18 protein-coding genes and 1 pseudogene are annotated in these 16286 nt (G+C 44.7%); all 19 read right to left on the reverse strand.

The genetic code is table 11. The annotated features are described in order from the left end of the window. Nucleotides 1-19: 19 nt before the first annotated feature. Complete coding sequence (gene atpA, locus AC1MBV_RS17075) at nucleotides 20-1534, reverse strand: F0F1 ATP synthase subunit alpha (RefSeq protein ID WP_480948862.1); 1515 nt, start codon at nucleotides 1532-1534, stop codon at nucleotides 20-22. 7 nt (nucleotides 1535-1541) lie between these two features. Further along, entirely contained in the window at nucleotides 1542-2087 is a 546-nt protein-coding gene (locus AC1MBV_RS17080; protein ID WP_255748792.1) for a F0F1 ATP synthase subunit delta, read from the reverse strand. Further along, nucleotides 2084-2572, reverse strand: coding sequence for a F0F1 ATP synthase subunit B (gene atpF / locus AC1MBV_RS17085; protein ID WP_255748791.1), 489 nt, complete (start codon nucleotides 2570-2572; stop codon nucleotides 2084-2086). The genes AC1MBV_RS17080 and atpF overlap by 4 nt, the downstream gene beginning before the upstream one ends. A 66-nt stretch (nucleotides 2573-2638) precedes the next feature. Next, nucleotides 2639-2866 (reverse strand): F0F1 ATP synthase subunit C, encoded by a 228-nt coding sequence (gene atpE / locus AC1MBV_RS17090; RefSeq protein ID WP_255748790.1) that lies wholly within the window; start codon nucleotides 2864-2866, stop codon nucleotides 2639-2641. A 73-nt stretch (nucleotides 2867-2939) separates the two neighbouring features. Beyond that, nucleotides 2940-3680: a F0F1 ATP synthase subunit A gene (gene atpB, locus AC1MBV_RS17095; protein ID WP_255748789.1), complete on the reverse strand. Its 741-nt coding sequence runs from the start codon at nucleotides 3678-3680 to the stop codon at nucleotides 2940-2942. Then, entirely contained in the window at nucleotides 3637-4089 is a 453-nt protein-coding gene (locus AC1MBV_RS17100; RefSeq protein ID WP_255748788.1) for an ATP synthase subunit I, read from the reverse strand. The genes atpB and AC1MBV_RS17100 overlap by 44 nt, the downstream gene beginning before the upstream one ends. A gap of 6 nt (nucleotides 4090-4095) precedes the next feature. Continuing rightward, complete coding sequence (locus AC1MBV_RS17105) at nucleotides 4096-4317, reverse strand: AtpZ/AtpI family protein (RefSeq protein WP_480948863.1); 222 nt, start codon at nucleotides 4315-4317, stop codon at nucleotides 4096-4098. 446 nt (nucleotides 4318-4763) lie between these two features. Further along, entirely contained in the window at nucleotides 4764-5393 is a 630-nt protein-coding gene (gene upp / locus AC1MBV_RS17110) for a uracil phosphoribosyltransferase (RefSeq protein ID WP_255748786.1), read from the reverse strand. A 99-nt stretch (nucleotides 5394-5492) separates the two neighbouring features. After that, nucleotides 5493-6749: a serine hydroxymethyltransferase gene (locus tag AC1MBV_RS17115; RefSeq protein ID WP_255748785.1), complete on the reverse strand. Its 1257-nt coding sequence runs from the start codon at nucleotides 6747-6749 to the stop codon at nucleotides 5493-5495. A gap of 324 nt (nucleotides 6750-7073) precedes the next feature. Further along, on the reverse strand, nucleotides 7074-7634 hold the full coding sequence (locus tag AC1MBV_RS17120) for a TIGR01440 family protein (RefSeq protein WP_255748784.1): 561 nt from the start codon (nucleotides 7632-7634) through the stop codon (nucleotides 7074-7076). A 165-nt stretch (nucleotides 7635-7799) separates the two neighbouring features. Further along, a complete protein-coding gene (locus AC1MBV_RS17125) occupies nucleotides 7800-8369 on the reverse strand; it encodes a manganese efflux pump MntP (RefSeq protein ID WP_255748783.1) in 570 nt (189 codons plus the stop codon). Between the two features lie 259 nt (nucleotides 8370-8628). Further along, nucleotides 8629-9672: an L-threonylcarbamoyladenylate synthase gene (locus AC1MBV_RS17130; RefSeq protein WP_255748781.1), complete on the reverse strand. Its 1044-nt coding sequence runs from the start codon at nucleotides 9670-9672 to the stop codon at nucleotides 8629-8631. 142 nt (nucleotides 9673-9814) lie between these two features. Then, nucleotides 9815-10567, reverse strand: a complete 753-nt coding sequence (gene spoIIR, locus AC1MBV_RS17135) for a stage II sporulation protein R (protein ID WP_255748780.1) — start codon at nucleotides 10565-10567, stop codon at nucleotides 9815-9817. Nucleotides 10568-10631: 64 nt separating this feature from the next. Continuing rightward, a complete protein-coding gene (gene prmC / locus AC1MBV_RS17140; RefSeq protein WP_255748779.1) occupies nucleotides 10632-11516 on the reverse strand; it encodes a peptide chain release factor N(5)-glutamine methyltransferase in 885 nt (294 codons plus the stop codon). Continuing rightward, on the reverse strand, nucleotides 11513-12586 hold the full coding sequence (gene prfA, locus AC1MBV_RS17145) for a peptide chain release factor 1 (protein ID WP_255748778.1): 1074 nt from the start codon (nucleotides 12584-12586) through the stop codon (nucleotides 11513-11515). Before prfA ends, prmC begins: the two co-directional genes overlap by 4 nt. 193 nt (nucleotides 12587-12779) lie before the next feature. Next, nucleotides 12780-13355, reverse strand: coding sequence for a thymidine kinase (locus AC1MBV_RS17150; RefSeq protein WP_255748777.1), 576 nt, complete (start codon nucleotides 13353-13355; stop codon nucleotides 12780-12782). A 176-nt stretch (nucleotides 13356-13531) separates the two neighbouring features. Beyond that, nucleotides 13532-13777, reverse strand: coding sequence for a type B 50S ribosomal protein L31 (locus AC1MBV_RS17155; RefSeq protein ID WP_255748776.1), 246 nt, complete (start codon nucleotides 13775-13777; stop codon nucleotides 13532-13534). 186 nt (nucleotides 13778-13963) lie between these two features. After that, a complete protein-coding gene (gene rho, locus AC1MBV_RS17160) occupies nucleotides 13964-15235 on the reverse strand; it encodes a transcription termination factor Rho (RefSeq protein WP_255748775.1) in 1272 nt (423 codons plus the stop codon). Nucleotides 15236-15740: 505 nt separating this feature from the next. After that, a pseudogene (locus AC1MBV_RS17165) lies at nucleotides 15741-16286 on the reverse strand (UDP-N-acetylglucosamine 1-carboxyvinyltransferase); the annotation flags it as partial.

The following is a 16286-nucleotide window of genomic DNA, read 5'->3' on the forward strand; positions in this document are numbered from 1 at the left end:
ATGCGATATTCCTATGGGCTTATTCGGCCTTAGAAGGAACAAAAGTCTTTTTGAATGCGGTAATCGCATCAGCAAATGCCTGATCATTCGGAAGCTGCTTTGTTTCACGAATTTTATCAAGAATGCCGTTGCCGTTTTGTTCAAGATAGGCAAGCAGTTCTTTTTCAAAACGTTTAACGTCAGCAATCGCGATATCATCAACATAGCCTTTCGTCAAAGCATACAGAATTGCAACTTGTTTTTCGACTGGGTACGGTTTGTGAAGATCCTGTTTAAGAATTTCAACCGTACGAGCACCACGATCCAGCTTCGCTTTCGTAGCCTTGTCAAGATCAGATCCAAATTGCGAAAATGCTTCAAGTTCACGATACGAAGCCAAATCAAGCTTCAAGGTACCGGCAACTTTCTTCATTGCTTTGATCTGTGCAGCACCACCAACACGGGATACGGAAGTACCGGCATCAACTGCAGGACGAATACCTGAATAGAAAAGATTCGATTCAAGGAAAATTTGTCCGTCAGTAATCGAAATAACGTTGGTTGGAATGTAGGCTGAAATATCCCCGGCCTGCGTTTCAATAATCGGCAACGCGGTAATTGAACCGCCACCTAATTCGTCACTCAATTTTGCCGCACGTTCCAGCAGTCTCGAGTGCAGGTAGAAAACGTCGCCCGGGAATGCTTCACGACCCGGCGGACGGCGAAGCAGCAAGGAAAGTTCACGGTATGCCGCTGCCTGTTTGGACAAATCATCGTAAATAATCAACACATGTTTACCGTTGTACATGAACTCTTCGCCCATTGTAACTCCGGCATATGGAGCCAAATAAAGCAACGGAGCCGGCTCGGATGCTCCGGCAGAGACGACAATCGTCTTATCCATACATCCGTATTCTTTTAACGTGTTTACAACACCCGCAACCGTTGACTCTTTTTGACCGATTGCAACGTAAATACTGATAACGTCTTGATCTTTTTGGCTAATAATCGTGTCGATCGCAATTGATGTTTTACCGGTCTGGCGATCGCCGATAATCAATTCACGCTGGCCGCGGCCAATCGGAATCATTGCATCAATTGCTTTAATGCCGGTTTGCATCGGTTCGAACACTGATTTTCGATCCATAACGCCTGGTGCTTTCTTTTCAACCGGACGCGATTTATCTGTTACAATCGGTCCCTTTCCATCAATCGGCTGTCCCAGCGGATTGACTACACGACCAAGCAGTGCTTCGCCTACAGGCACTTGCATGATGCGTCCAGTTCGTTTTACCGGGTCACCTTCATGAATATCTGTAAAAGGGCCGAGAATGACGATACCGACGTTGTCCTCTTCAAGGTTTTGGGCCATGCCGAGGACGCCGTTGGAAAATTCGACAAGCTCGCCCGACATAACACTGTCAAGACCGTGGACGCGGGCGATTCCGTCGCCGACAGTGATGACAGTGCCGACTTCGCTCACTTCAACAGTGGATTGATAATTTTCAATCTGCTGTTTAATCAATGAGCTGATTTCTTCCGCTTTAATGCTCACGATATTTTCACCCCTGTCTCCCTACTTTAATCTCCTGTTTGAAGCCTGCAAGCTTACCTGCGATTGATCCGTCGAAAAGGCGATCGCCAATACGAAGCAGGATACCTCCAATAATTGCCTTGTCAACATTAGCGTGGATGCTCAACTTCTTGTCAAGCGCCTTACCCAGACGTTCAGCAAGATCTTTCTTTTCTTGCTCGTCCAAAGCAGCAGCGGTTGTGATCGTTACGTCGAGTATACCGCGTTTTTTGTTCGCCATGTGCGTGTAGGCTTCAAGCACTTCATCGATTATGGCTTCACGCTTGCGGTCGATGAGCAATTTCAGCAGATTAAGGACTTCAACACCTGCCTGTTTTTCAAACAGCTTGTTTACAAGTTCTTTTTTATTGTCACTGCTTACTTGAGGATGCATCAGAACTCGACGCAGATCTTCATGTTCATAAAGACCCTCGGCTACACTATGCAGTTGAGATTCAATCGCATCGATAGAGTCTCGCTCCTCTGCAACCTCGAAAAGCGCCTTAGCATAACGGTTCGCTACGATTTCGCTCATCGCTGATTCCCCACTTGTTTAATCAACTGGTCAATCTCATTTGAATAATCCTTAGGATTAATTTCCTTTTCAAGCACCTTAGATGCGAGCAGCACCGACAGGTCGGCGACTTCATCGCGGATTGCGGCAATTGCCTTCTCTTTCTCAAGGCCAATTTCTTCATTCGCGTCTTTAATCATCAGATCCGAACGGTTTTTCGCTGCTTCAATAATTGCTTTCGCTTCAGCACTTGCCTGACTCTTTGCTTGTTCAAGAATGCCATGGGCTTCATTGCGAATCCGTTCGATTTCCGATTTCTGTTCAGCCAAATAGGATTCAGCATCCTGACTTTTCTTTTCAGCGTCGTCAATTTGACTGTTAATGTATTTTTTTCGCTTTTCCATAATCGCTACAACCGGTCGTACGCCGACAACTGCGACGAAGATCATCAACAAGATCATGACGACTAATTGGAAAATGATACTTCCTAAAGAAAATGACAGCACAGCTCTTGCCACTCCTTTCGATCTAAAGATTTTCTCAATGATTCATTGCCGAAAAATTCGGCTGGATCATCCGATGATACCGAAAAGCACCAAAATACCAAAAGCGATTGAAATGACAGGTAATGCTTCAACAAGACCAAGAGCGATCATTGATTGTCCGAATAAAGTACCTTGAGCTTCCGGCTGACGGGCAATTCCTTCCAAATAGCGGCTGAAAAGTACACCGTTGCCAATACCTGCTGCAAGCGCACCGAATGCGATCATGATACCACCAGCTAGAACTGCTAAACTCATAACAAGATTCCTCCTAATTTGTCTATGTTTTTTACCATCGCTTGCGGAAGAGCGTCCCATTTAGAAACAGGCATTATTCCTCTCCCACCTTTTGAGCGATATACACCATTGCCAGCACTGTAAAAATATACGCCTGGATGCATCCGACGAAAATGGAGAAAGCCATCCAAACAAAGAGCGGCACTCCGGTGAAATAAAAGGCGCCTTCGCGAAGAATGATAATGAGCACTTCACCAGCGAAAATATTCGCCCAAAGTCGTAATGCGTGTGTTGCCGGTTTCGATACTTCGTCAATAATGTGAATCGGAAGCATCCACCAAAACGGTTTTACATAGTGCTGCAGATAGCCAAGCGGACTTTTGGCAATACCTGCGAAATGCGAATAGAGAAAGATTGCAGCAGCCATTGCTACCGTAACATTGATGTCAGACGTCGGTGATTTGAACCAGCTGACCGAATCCGTCATTTTCAAATCAGCTGCTGTAATGCCTAGCGATGGCAGCGAACCATGAGCAGTGGCCGTTACCATGACGATAACGCCAAGCAAATTGGCAATTAAAATGAAAAGAAAGGTGGTCAGTGCAAAGCTTAAATATTTGGCTGATTCTTTCTTTTCAAGCATCATACCCGTAATGCCGCTGATAAAATCAATGATGTACTCCATCACATTTTGTCGTCCATTCGGACGTACGGTAAGCCGACGACTTAACAAGAATACAATCAGCATGACGATTAGTGCGGAAACCACTGATCCAATCATCAACGTGACATCAAATGTCATTCCGAGAAATTTCACTTTCGGAGTCAGATCCATGAGTCTCCCCCCCTTCATCCGAAGAAGTCGTGCCATTGCCTTTCAAATAATAATAACTCATCACCGTCACAAGCATTAGATAGCCAAACAACAGCGACAGCACAAAAGATCGATAATCAATACGGGTTGGAAAACGATAAACCATCAGCACACCAAAAACAATGGTTGCTATGCGTACGGTCATATGTAATCCCGCTAAATGGCGGGCACCTGATTGAACCCGAAGTCCGGCTATCCTTAAGCGAAACGACAAATGAAAAACATTATATAAACTGATTAATCCGCCGAGGAGAAAGCCGCTGGCCAGCGCTCTCGCCGGTATCAAAAACCAGATTAACCCAAATACACTTGTATAGATAATCGCAACAATCATTAAAACACGTGAAAACCATTCCATGACCGGTTTCATCGCTTGTCATTCCTTCATTAAGGATTTCAAGGTATAGAAGCAGCTGAACAGTCCCAGGAAGAACCCAGCCACTGCACAAATGGGCAGCCACAGATGTCCCGTTCCATATCGTCCATCAAGATAGTTCCCGCCCAGCGCTCCAATGATGATAAAAGCGAAAACCTCAAATCCCATCGCACTTACCGTTGCAGCAATCTGCAACGAATTCGGTTTTTTATTCTGCTTCATAAGGCCTCCTCAGCAGTGATGATTCAGCTGTTCTGTTCAGACATGGCTTAACCGAGAGAAAAATACATTATAAAGTTTTCGAAAATGGTCGGCCAAAACTGTAGTCAGACATAAATCGTTCACAGGCTCTTTTGCCTATTGTCGAAGAAATTCCTTATATAATCATCTTTAGAAACTGTTCATTAAAATGACTTTTCTTTAATATTTTAACGAAAGCGCTATCTTTATGCAATAATTAGCGAAATAATTGTGACTTTAATCATTGCGGTTGGCATATTAAATTATTATTGCTTTTTTGATATATATTTCTTTATATCTAGAATTCTAATCACTTTTTCCTTAGTCAGCACAATAAAAATGTGACAAATCACCAACAATGAAAATATTCCTCACATATTATGTCAGGAAAAGAAAATGTTTTTCATGGATGGCACACGATTTGACCATTATTTTGTACCAAACAACCGATCCCCGGCATCCCCCAGACCTGGGACAATGTAGCCATGCTCATTCAATTTTTCATCAAGAGCTGCTAGATAAATGTCTACATCAGGATGTTCTTTTTGCACTTCTTTAACACCCTCCGGAGCTCCGATCAAGCACATCAGCTTAATGTTGACTCCGCCGCGCTCCTTTAGTGAAGTAATCGCCGCCGCTGCTGAACCGCCGGTTGCCAGCATTGGATCTACAATAATTAAATCGCGCTCCGAAATATCGGCAGGCAGTTTAACATAATATTCAACAGGTTTCAGCGTTTCGGGATCGCGATAGAGCCCAACATGACCCACTTTAGCGGCAGGAATTAAATTCAGAACTCCATTAACCATGCCCAAGCCCGCACGAAGAATTGGAATGATACCTAGTTTCTTCCCGGCAATTTTATACGCTTTTGCTTTTGCGACCGGCGTCTGTACATCCACTTCTTCCAGAGCAAGATCGCGAGTAATTTCAAAGGCCATCAAAGTAGCAACCTCGTCCACCAATTCGCGGAAAGCCTTAGTGCCTGTTTTATGATCTCGTATCATCGTCAATTTATGTTGAATTAATGGATGATTAAGTACTACCAATTTACCCATTTTATTCCTCCGTCCTCGATCATCTTCAGCGGATAACCGGAAATTTTAATCATATTAAAAGGGAGAAATAAATTCTCCCAAAGCAGTCCGTTTTAGCAATCAGGCAAAAGCGCCGGTTCCTTGAGGATACAACGGATGTTTCTCAGTCAGTGCGTGCACACGCTGTGCTGCTTCTTCCAAAGTCTGTTCATCGTCTGGATTCTTGAGTGCCAGCGCAATGATTAAAGCGACTTCTTTCATATCCTCTTCTTTAAATCCTCGTGTTGTTACCGCCGGCGTGCCCATACGTACCCCGCTCGTCACAAACGGCTTTTCCGGATCAAACGGAATCGCATTCTTATTCGTTGTGATTCCAACAGCGTCAAGAACAGCTTCCGCTTTCTTTCCTGTAATGCCAAGGTTGCGCACATCGGCAAGTACAAGATGATTGTCCGTTCCTCCTGAAACAAGATCGATACCCTGTTCCTGAAGAGTCGCTGCAAACGCCTTGCTGTTCGCAATGATCTGGGCTGCGTAAATTTTAAATTCAGGTTTAAGTGCTTCACCTAAGGCAACTGCCTTCGCAGCAATAATATGCATCAGCGGGCCGCCTTGAATTCCCGGGAAGATCGCTTTATCGAGTTTTTTCGCAAACTCTTGCTTACAAATAATCATGCCGCCGCGCGGGCCGCGCAACGTCTTATGTGTGGTTGTCGTAACGAAATCCGCATAAGGTACTGGGCTCGGATGAAGTCCGGCGGCAACAAGTCCCGCAATATGTGCCATATCAACCATGAGATATGCTCCAATACTGTCAGCAATCTCGCGGAACTTTTTAAAGTCGATGATGCGCGGATAAGCACTTGCTCCGGCCACAATAAGTTTCGGTTTATGTTCTTTTGCCTGACGAGCGACTTCGTCATAATCAATCGTTTGTGTTTCCTTTGTCACACCATAATCCACAAAGTTATAGAGCTGCCCGCTGAAGTTGACCGGGCTGCCATGTGTCAGATGCCCGCCATGTGCCAATCTCATGCCCAACACTGTATCGCCAGGTTTTAATATGGTTTCATATACAGCCATGTTCGCTTGAGCACCTGAATGAGGCTGCACATTCACATGATCGCCGCCGAACAGCTTAAGTGCCCGACTTCGAGCAAGATCTTCGACGATATCGACATACTCACAGCCGCCATAGTAGCGATGTCCCGGATAGCCTTCCGCATATTTATTGGTTAGAACTGAGCCCGCCGCTTCAAGCACCGATGTACTGACAAAATTTTCCGATGCAATCAGTTCAATTTTATTCCTCTGTCTACCTAATTCTTTCTCAATTGCTTGATACAGTTCAGGATCGTTCGCTTTAATACCCTTCATGAAGGTGTGCCACTCCTCTCGAGTCTAATTCAAGTAAAGTTTATCACATTTTATCCTTTAACAGTGAATAAAATCAGATCCACGGCCATTTTGGCTATGATTTCCGCATGCTTTCTGTTTGGGCCTTTTCCCGATCACAACTGATATTTTCAGCAGTATCCTGAGACTAGTTCACCCATAATTTACAAAATTTTGGAAAAGCATGATTGTTATTAAAGATCAGTAAAAAAATGCTATTAAGACTTCAGCCGTATGACGGAAACAAAGAAAAAAGGCGGTAAACAACCGTCCTCATTAGTTACCGTTCATTCATATTGAGCCGACTCACCGAATTTTTTCCGGATAGACAGCACGTTCACCGCCGATTAACTTGGGGCGTGTCCGTGCCATAACAAGATGGGCATGTCCTATTTCGTTTCGCTGACTGCGCACAGGAACAGCAACGTGCTTCAGATGCATACCGATCAGTGTATCACCGATATCAAGGCCTCCATCCGCACGAATGAATTCGACCATCACAGGATTCGTCATGTGCTCAAATGCATAGGTAGCCATTGATCCTCCGGCATGGCGAATCGGCCGAACAGTCACTTCGTCATAAAAGCGCTGCCGCGCAACCTCTTGATCAATGACCAGTGCGCGATTGAGATGCTCACAGCATTGAAAAGCGAAACGAGCCCCTGTTCGATTATGACATTTTTGAACAGCAAGAAATAGTGAAGCTGCCACTTCCAAAGATCCCGCTGTACCAATATGTTTTCCTGCAACCTCGCTTGTACTGCATCCGATAACCAACAGTGTCCGTTCACTAAAAGGCATCGCCGCTTCCAAATCGGCAAGTGCCTGAGTCACCGCTTCACTAATTGACTCGTCGATTACTTCCATCTTTTAAACCTTCCTCTACAAGGAACTATTTATCATCCATTAACACTCGTTATTATAGCAGGTTGCACTGTTGATCGGTAAATGATACGCAATGTTCGACATCGTTCAGTGTTGATGTGATTGCCTGGGAAATAAATTGACGAATTCAAGGGAAAGTTGCTGGTATTAAATATGGAAATGCAAAAGAAGTTTCAGTCCGAGAACAAATAGAATAATGCCTCCGAGTGCTTCGCCATATCGTCCAAAATACTTTCCGGTTTTTCGCCCAATATAAAAGCCAGTCCATGCCATAGCCATGCTCGTTAAACCGAACATAATAACTGCCGCAAGTACCTCAGCTCCGAATAATCCCATGCTCAACCCTACCGAAAAACTGTCGATGCTGACGCTCAGTGCAAACAGAAGCAGGCTGGCATCTGATGTATAGGCGAATCCTGATTGTGTTTCATTTCTTCTTGCCAAAGAAAGGATCATTTGAAGACCAATCAACAGCAAGAGCAAGCCACCTGCCATTTCTGTGATTGCTCCAAATCGAGCAGAAAGTAATCGGCCCAGTGTCATGCCTATGAGCGGCATGAGCATATGAAAAAGACCAATCCAAATGCCGGCCCAAGCTGCCTTTCTTAATCGGAATACCGTCATGCCCATGCCTACACAAACAGAAAAAGCATCCATGCCTAATGCAACAGACATTACGCACAACGCCAATCCCTGATTGATCAGATTCGCAGCCATGTCCGTTCCCCCCTCTTGTCCATACGAACACTCTATGCATGTCCCTAAAAAAATAGAATCTCGAATCCCCTTGATTTAGGAAAAAACGATAAGAGAATGTACAGCCAAACATGGACTGCGGAGCATAAAACGTAAAAGTGAAACCGTAAAAAGTTAAAGTAAGTTGCCAAAATTAAAGTCAACAACAAAAAAGAGCAAGACTCAATATCCTGCTCTTTTTCATATTTATAACCATAGCAGTTTTTCCATTTTGAACCGATCAATCGATGACCCTGCCACCTGCTGCCTTAGACAGCCGATTCATAATTGCTTTGCCGATTCCGGCTTCTGAAAATGTTTCACTATAGATGACATCAACATTTTTTTGGTCAAAGCTGCGCAGTACGTCAAACAAATGATGCGCCACTGTTTCCGGCTCGCTCCGTTTGCCGCAAACAAGAACAGTGTCTGCCTCAGAGTAGCTGTCCCTATTCTCCTCGGTTGTCAGTACACCGATCGTACGGCCGCTGTTTTTTTCTGCAGCAATGAGTTCATGAATTCTGTCCTTGCCTGCCGGTACCAAATACATAACTGCTTCCGGAGCATAGTGTTTATATTTCATGCCGGGTGCCTTAGGTGTCTGGTCTGACCGAGTCAGACCGGGATCATCTGCCACCGCGCCAACTACTTCTATTAATTGTTCTTTTGATATACCGCCTGGGCGAAGAATTGTAACCGGGGTTGTTGTACAGTCGACAACCGTAGATTCAACTCCAACACCTGTCTCTCCTCCGTCCAGGATACCTGCAATTTTCCCATCTAAGTCGTGAAACACATGATCTGCTCGAGTCGGACTCGGTCTTCCGGAACTATTGGCCGACGGCGCAGCAATCGGCAAGTCGGAGGCAAGAATCAATGCACGCGCGACCGGATGGCTTGGCATACGTACTGCGACTGTTGATAAACCTGCCGTAACCGCATTAGAAACCTCTCCCCGCGATGGCAATACCAGCGTCAGCGGCCCCGGCCAAAACGTATCAATTAATTTTTTGGCAATTGGATGAATTTCGGTACATATAGCGCGCACCTGTTCCAGATTAGCTACATGCACAATTAACGGATTATCGCTCGGTCTCCCTTTTGCTTCATAGATTTTGTGTACGGAATCCCGTAATTTTGCATTCCCGCCAAGCCCATAAACGGTCTCAGTCGGAAAGGCAACGATTTCACCTTGGGCAAGTTTTTCCGCTGCCGCTTTGATCTGAGGTGTATGTTCAAGATCAGGAGCATTGGGATCTACTCGCCACACTTGCGTTTCTATCATATTCGTTTCCCCTTTTTCCATTAGCTATGCTCTATCAAACTACTTTCTTTTCTGCGTCAAATAAGGCCGGAGTATCTCCGACCTTACGTTGTTTCCGTATACACCATACCATTCGAACAGGCCGTGTGCAATGCTAATGCTTTTACCCAGCAATTGAATGCCAAACCTTGGCGAAAAAATCAACAACAAACGAGTGTACTTCAACTTGATCCGCTTGTTTTTCAGGAGTTTCGGCTGCCGGATCTTCACTTTGCTTTGACTGCATTTCTGGAGATGCGGTAACCGAATCTTTGCTCTGTTCAGGCTGCTTCGCCAGCTGCGCTTTTGATTCTTTTGCAGGTTCCGAAGTACTTTGCGTACTTGCTTTTTCCTGAGCAGCAGCTTTAGGATTTGCGACCGCTTCACTGTTTGAAAAATCTAAGAAGCAGAGCGGCGGGAAGAGCACACACCACCAGTTAGCCCCCTTGCCATCACCCAAGGTTACAACTAGGGCATCATATTTCCCTGCCGGATAGACAAAGTTGCCATACATTTTCGTAGGAAAATCAGCCTGGCCTAATTTTATTTTATAAGTGCTGTCCGCATGTGCTTGTTTCAGCGTCCGTTCAACCGTAGCCCTCAGCTCCGGCATATGTGCACGAATGACTTGTTTTGCTTGATTCGATGTTTTTAGATCCTGAACCCACTGCGTAATGTTTTTATTTACTGCATCGCGAACCTGGCGCTTTACTGCCTGATCTGCCGGAGAGTCGCTATTTGCAAGAATACGCAGTCGAATCGCATTTTGCGGAATCGGCCCTTTTTGATCTGCTTTCGTTGTGCTGTATTGCCAGAAAAAGAATACAAGTACTAGATTAATAGTTAATAAGAGCATGAAGCCAAATGATTTTTTCACGTTTCCCGCCTCCTCACCAAACAGTGTGGACACGGAAATGGGAATTTAAACACAGGTACTCAATTTATTCATGCGACAAATTTTTCAGGGCTGCCATGACATTGCGTTCACATCCGGCAATATCCTTTTCTACTGACAGTGCCTCAATTTGATCAGAAAATTTATGACGAATCAGATCAGCGACAGCCTGACCTTGAGTGGCACCAATTTCAAAGGCCGTGATAAAAGTATGGGCATGTCCGAAAACCGAGGGCAGTGCATCAATAATTTGCCGGTAAAAATCTAAGCCGTCTTCCCCGCCGAACAACGCTAAATGCGGTTCATAGTCCCCTACAGTGTCATCCAGTTCACTCATTTCCTGCTGAGTAATATACGGCGGATTAGAAACCAGAAAATCGAATGATTCCCCCTGCAACGGACTAAGCAGATTTCCGTGTCTGAACTCTACATGTGCGCCTAGCGCAGCCGCATTTTCTCTTGCAACATTCAAAGCCTTCTCTGAAATATCAACGGCAGAAACATGCCAATCCGGATGCTCAAGTGCCAGCGTAATCGCAATTGCACCGCTTCCGGTACCGATATCACAAACGGACGGCTGTCTCAAATCTGCTGCATAGCGATTCGCCCATTGGCCGACACGCCAAATCAGTTCCTCAGTCTCCTGGCGTGGAATCAGCACATCCGGTGTGACTTTAAATGTTCGGCCATAGAAAGGCGCTGATCCAATCATGTATTGGACGGGGGTCCCATGCAGCACATGATCTTCGACCCTGCTTCGGATCCACGCTGCATCCTCGTTAGCGACATTTTCCCTTGCATCCGCAATAAGGTCCGTTCTTGAAAGACCAAGGCGTGCGCAGAGCAGTATTTCTCCTATATTTTCATCTCGGTGGTGTGCATTCAAATAAGAGGATGCCCACTTCAGCAGTTCGTATCTTTTTTCAGTCACCCGGCATCCGCCTGTTCCATTTTCTTTTCCTGATCATTCAAGATCAGCGCATGAATGATATCATCGAGTTTGCCGTTTAACACTTGGTCCAGCTGATGGATCGTCAAACCGATGCGGTGATCCGTCACACGATTCTGTGAAAAATTGTAGGTACGAATCCGTTCCGAACGATCCCCGGTTCCGACAGCAGACCTTCTTGTTGAATCGTATTCCGCCTGTGCTTCTTTTTGATACTTGTCATAAACACGTGCGCGCAGCACTTTCATTGCTTTTTCTTTATTTTTAATCTGAGACCGTTCCTCCTGACAAGAGACAACAATACCGGTTGGTATATGTGTCAGACGGATTGCCGACATCGTTGTGTTGACACTTTGCCCGCCCGGCCCGCTTGAAGCAAATCGATCAACGCGAATATCCTTATCATTCAATTCAACTTCGACCTCTTGAGCTTCCGGTAAAACGGCTACTGTCGCCGTCGACGTATGAATTCGTCCACCCGATTCAGTTTCCGGAACGCGCTGCACGCGCTGCGCTCCATTCTCATACTTCAGTTTCGAAAAAGCTCCTTTTCCCGAGATCATACATACAATTTCTTTATACCCGCCAATTTCATTTGGACTAGCATCAATGACCTCGGTTTTCCAGCCTTGCTGTTCGGCATAACGTGAGTACATTCGGAACAAGTCACCGGCAAAAAGTGCAGCCTCATCGCCTCCAGCAGCAGCACGTATTTCAAGAATAACATTTCGGTCATCATTGGGATCCTTGGGAATGAGCTTCTGTTTTAACTCTTCCTGAAGATGTTCCTGATCCTGTTCAAGACGGCTGATCTCATCGTGAACCATGCCTTTCATGCTCTCATCCAATTGCTCTTCAAGCATCGATTTAGCATCCGCCAGCTCCGCAATCGTAGCTTTATATTTATGATAGACCGTAACAATGTCTTGTAAATCCGACTGCTCCTTAGAATACTTGCGTAATTTAGCTGGATCACCGATTACATTCGGATCAGCCAGCAGCTGATTTAACTTTTCATATCGGTCTTCCATGGACTGTAACCGTTCAAACATTTCATCCACCCCGCCATTTATGCGTCGCTCATATCCGTCCGTTTTTCTTTCCCTTATTATATTATCATAATACCTGAGTTTCAGTGATGGATCACAAGTCGACTGTACGGATCCATTAACATTCCCTTTAAACAAACCAAAAAGGACTGCGCCTGATAAACGTCAGATCATTGGAATCGGCAAAGGGTTCGGATCATATGATCGGAGGATGGCTGTAGCAATGGCGGCAAACCGGATAGTAGCTTTCATTACCGCCGATCTGGATCTGATCTCCTGTATAAACAGGCTTCCCTTCTCCGTCAATACGAAGATTCATGGTCGCCTTTCGTTCACAGAACCAGCAAATCGTTTTCATCTCTTCTATTTTATCCGCGTAAAGCAACATGTATTTGCTGCCTTCAAACAATTCATTACGGAAATCGTTTTTGAGTCCGAAGCCCATCACCGGGATATGTAATTGATCAACAATTTTTGCAAGCTGAAGCACATGCTCCTTAGACAAAAACTGGACCTCGTCAATAAGTACACAGTGAGGACGCGACTGATAGTCGCTCACTTCAGTAAAAACATTCGTGGTATTAAAAATGGGGATTGCACGTCTTTTAAAGCCGATTCGGCTTGAGATTGATCCCACCTCATCACGATTATCAACTCCGGAAGTAAACAACAAGACGGATTTGCCTTGTTCCTCATAGTTATGGGCAACCTTGATAATTTCAATTGATTTTCCACTGTTCATTGCACCGTATTTAAAGAAAAGTTGAGCCATGCCTTGTTCGTCCTTTCATAATTCCTATTGTTCATTAATGAAAAAAGCAGGCAGAATAACCCTGCCTGCCGCTGATCATGTATGATTAACTTGTCCAAAAAAACAAAAACGGCCAATTCCGCACCATTTGCATCGCATCGGAACATGCCGTTTTCTCTCTGGACTTCAAACGAATCTTATTTAAGATTATATTTCTGTTTAAACCGATCGACACGTCCGCCTTTGTCAGCGAATTTCTGACGGCCAGTGTAGAATGGATGCGAATCGGAACTGATTTCGACAGTAATCAATGGGTATTCGTTTCCGTCTTCCCATTTAACCGTTTGATTCGATTTCTTCGTTGAACCGCTCAAAAATTTAAAACCAGTACTTGCGTCCATAAATACAACCTTGTGATAGTCAGGATGGATGCCTGCTTTCATCTCATTCATCTCCTTTGCGCCCTGATTATTCTTTCAAACCAGAGTCTTATTGCGTTCAATAGCATAATGCACAACGAGTATTATAACAGGCGTATGCAGTGTTTGCAAGCCGAATTCTTGCAAGAGAGTGATGCTCCAAATGGGGTTTCAACAACAATTCAGAGGATCCAGTCTAAACAAATGTCCTTATTTAGACTGCAGACTGCCTTTTTTCTCTTTATCGAAAATATCGAAGAATTCCTGATTTGATTTCGTTTCACGGATTCTCTTGTAAAAATGTTCCACAAAATCGGAGGATTCATCCATTGTTTTGCGCATCGTCCAAAGTTTATCCAAATGATCGCGATCAACAAGCAGCTCTTCTTTACGTGTACTGGAACGACGAATATCAATAGCCGGGAAAATTCTTCGTTCGGCAAGACGCCGATCAAGATGCAGCTCCATGTTGCCCGTCCCTTTAAATTCCTCATAAATAACATCATCCATACGCGATCCTGTGTCGACTAACGCAGTAGCCAGAATGGTCAGGCTCCCGCCTTCTTCAATGTTCCGCGCAGCACCGAAAAATTTCTTTGGTTTGTGGAAAGCAGCCGGATCAATACCACCGGAAAGTGTTCGGCCGCTTGGCGGAATAACTAGGTTATACGCACGGGCGAGACGGGTCAGACTGTCCATCAAGATAACCACATCTCGTTTATGTTCCACCAACCGCATTGCCCGTTCAAGAACAAGCTCTGATACCTTCACATGGTTTTCCGGCACTTCGTCAAAGGTTGAGCTGACCACATCGCCTTTTACAGAACGTTCAATATCCGTTACTTCTTCCGGACGTTCATCAACGAGCAGAACAATGAGTTCGACTTCCGGGTAATTGACAGTAATACTGTTCGCAATTGATTTGAGCAATGTTGTCTTGCCGGCTTTCGGCGGTGCGACAATCATTCCTCGTTGCCCAAAGCCGACCGGGGAAATCATATCGATGATGCGCGTTGAAAAGTCTTCCTCTGTTGTCTCAAGCACCATATGCCGATTCGGATAGAGCGGTGTCAATGCTGGGAAGTGCACACGTTCCTTCGCGGTATCCGGATTTTCTCCATTAACTGCTTCAACCCTCAACAATCCGAAATAGCGTTCATTTTCTTTTGGAGGACGTACCTTGCCTGTGACTTTATCTCCATTACGCAAATCAAAACGTCTGATTTGCGAAGCTGAAATGTAAATATCCTCAGAGCTTGGCGAGTAATTAATCGGACGCAAAAAGCCGAAACCCTCAGTGGGAATAATTTCAAGAACACCCTCCATGAGAGACAAACCGTCTTTTTCTGCCTGTTTTTTTAAAATCGAGAAAATCAATTCTCTCTTATTCAATTTACTATAATAAGATACTTTAAACTCTTTCGCATGCTCATATAATTCTTTGAGTTTCATATTTTCTAATTCTGCTAATGTAATCGGCATTCTCACACCACGCTTTTTTAAAATTTATCCTCGCTATATCAAACGCAGAGCTCTATCTTGCGTTAATCATAAATGATCTTTCTTAAAAAAGAATTAATCCGAAAATTGCACAGAACTGTGCATCTAGAGGGGGGGAGGAATTTAGTATGAAACAGCTTGACACAGCCAGTTGAGCGATTTCAATCCTTCGCGAACAATAGCACAGTTTCCTTAAAATAGTGTAATTTTTCAAAAAAACTGGAAACAATATTTTTTTATTACCGTTATAAATTATTATAAAAATATTCTATCTCATTATTAACATATTATACCCTTTTTATCAACCATTAGTCGTGCATTTCATTAGAGGCTAACGAAAAAAAGTGACAAATCCGAGTTTTTTTAAAATGAGATAGGCCTAAACTTACAATTGTACCGCTGAGCATCTACTGGTTCCTATTTATGTAAAAAAGAAACCCGCAAGGCAAACGTATAAAGCTTCCCGTGCGGATCCTTTTGTTCACGGTTATTCTTGTTCCTTAAGACTTTCTCTCGCCTCGGCTTCGAGCAGAGGCTCCCGCCAAATATTTGCACCAATGCTGCGCAATTTCTCCACAATGTGATCGTAGCCCCGATCAATATGCTCCACGCCGACAATCTCCGTAATTCCTTTAGCCATTAGTCCGGCAATGACCAGAGATGCGCCTGCTCTCAAGTCGGTAGCGCGTACCTTAGCACCCTCGAGATCCGACGGACCGCTCAAAATGGCCGAGCGCCCTTCCACCTTAACATTGGCACCCATTCGCCGTAATTCGTCGATGTGTTTGAACCGCGCACCATAGATTGTATCCGTAATAATGCTGGTTCCTGCCGCCTGGGTCAGCAAGCTGGTCAGGGGCTGTTGCAGATCCGTAGGAAAGCCGGGATAGACCAGCGTTTTGACATCTGCATTCTTCAGGCGACTCTCGCTCCTCGAAATCAGAATTTGATCCTCTCCAACTTGAACCTCAACGCCCATTTCTCTCAGTTTCGCCGTGAGTGATTCAACATGCTGAGGGATAACATTATCGAT

It is taken from the genome of Sporolactobacillus sp. PKPK-6 (assembly GCF_056678885.1).